This is a genomic window from Hoeflea sp. BAL378 (genome assembly GCF_000759435.1).
GTDB lineage: Bacteria > Pseudomonadota > Alphaproteobacteria > Rhizobiales > Rhizobiaceae > Hoeflea.
Window position 1 is genome coordinate 1 of sequence record NZ_JRJG01000258.1, and the last position, 1646, is coordinate 1646.

The 1646-nt window shown below is 68.5% G+C and carries 2 protein-coding genes and 1 pseudogene; all 3 read right to left on the reverse strand.

What is annotated here, in order from left to right:
- Positions 1-352, reverse strand: a 352-nt coding sequence (locus tag LL06_RS25905; RefSeq protein WP_035533928.1) for an Ldh family oxidoreductase, incomplete at its 3' end; no start/stop codon positions are given.
- Positions 349-1281: a hydroxyacid dehydrogenase gene (locus LL06_RS25910; RefSeq protein WP_035533930.1), complete on the reverse strand. Its 933-nt coding sequence runs from the start codon at positions 1279-1281 to the stop codon at positions 349-351. The genes LL06_RS25910 and LL06_RS25905, both read right to left, overlap by 4 nt.
- Positions 1282-1302: 21 nt before the next feature.
- A pseudogene (locus tag LL06_RS25915) lies at positions 1303-1646 on the reverse strand (UxaA family hydrolase); the annotation flags it as partial.

Here is a 1646-nt window from a genome sequence, read left to right on the forward strand (position 1 = left end):
AGCGGCGAATGCCGGCGATGGCGATTCCCTGGGTCTTCGCCGCCCCCGGCAGCCAGTCGAGCGCCAGGTCCATCGCCGGATAGGCAAAGCCGTTGGCGGCGTCGATCGCCAGCGCCCCGGGCCTCAGTTGCTTGGCTGTCGGCGTGGCGAAACCGTCGACCTTGCCGGCGCGCGCCTGCGCCGAATAGGCCTCGACCCGCCGCAGGCCGTGGCCGCCCTGGCCGGCGAGTTCCGCCGCCAGCAGCGCACGGGCCACCGATTGCGCATTCTCCGCCGAGGTCCGGCTGCGCGTCAGCGCGCCGACGATGAGGTCGGTGACGGCGTCGGGCGCCATCGTCAGCATTTCGCTCATGCCTTGCTCCCCAGCGCTTCGAGCACCTTCTCGGCGATCAGGTGGCTGACGCGCTCATTGGATTCCCGGGTCACGCCGGCGACATGCGGCGTCAGCACCAGGTTGGCAAGACCCGTGAACTTTTCGCCCGCTTCCGCCGTCAGCGGCTCGGTCTCGAACACGTCGAGCGCCGCCCCGCCCAATTTTCCCGCTCTCAGGGCCTCGGCCAGCGCCGCCTCGTCGACGATGCCACCGCGTGCGGCATTGATCAGGATCGCGTCCTTCTTCATCGAGGCCAGCGCCTCGGCATTGATCATCCGCCGCGTCGCCTCCGTCAGCGGCGTGTGCAGCGACACCACGTCGGAGAGTTCCAGCACCGCATCGAGCGAGACATTGCGGGCGATCTGCCAGCCCGGATGATCGGCCATCAGGTAAGGGTCGTAGGCGACGATCTGCATGCCCATCATGTGCGCCCGCCACGCCACCTCGCGCGCGATCGAGCCGTAGCCCACGAGCCCGATGGTCTTGCCGGCGAGCTCCCGCCCCATCATCGACTGCCGCGGCCAGGCGCCCGAGGCCACCTCGGCCGAGCGCAGATAGGCGCCGCGCAGCAGCATCAGCGCCGTGGTGATCACATATTCCGCCACCGAAAGGTCATTGGCGCCGGTGGCCGGGATCACCTTGATCGAGCGCGCCTTGCAGGCGCCAACATCGATATTGTCGAGCCCGACGCCGAGCCGGCCGACCACCTTGAGCTTCGGCCCCATGCCGAGCAGCGTCTCGCGCACCTGGGTGCGGTTGCGCACGATCAGCGCCCGCGCGGCCGTCAGATGGCCATGCAGCGCCGCCGGATCGTCGACCAGCGTCGGATCGTAGAGCGTGTCATGGACCCGGGCGAGGCGGGCGACCGCCGCCTCGTCCATGAATTCGGTGATGACAATATGCGCCATGGAAACCCCGCCTGTTGTGTCTTACGCCGAGCGATAGAGCTTTGTCATGGAGAACTCGCGGTGGCCGAGCGCCTCGGCGGCGGTGGCGCGGCCGTTGGAGGTGCGCAGGATCATCTCGATCAGCGCGTCGCCGGCCTCGTCGATGGTCATCTCGCGCCTGAGGATCCCCGAGACGTCGACGTCCACATGCTCGCCCATGGTCCTCACCGTGCGCGGGTTGGCGGTGATCTTGATCACCGGCACGATCGGGTTGCCGATCACGTTGCCCTGCCCGGTGGGGAAGGTGTGCACCACATAGCCGCCCGCTGCCATCAGGGTGACGCATTCCGCCGCCGCCGAGGACGAGTCCATGAAGTACAGGCCCT

What these genes read in the sequence shown, in the direction of transcription:
- LL06_RS25910 (WP_035533930.1), bottom strand. Translation starts at nt 1,281, where the DNA reads ATGGCGCATATTGTCATCACCGAATTCATGGACGAGGCGGCGGTCGCC.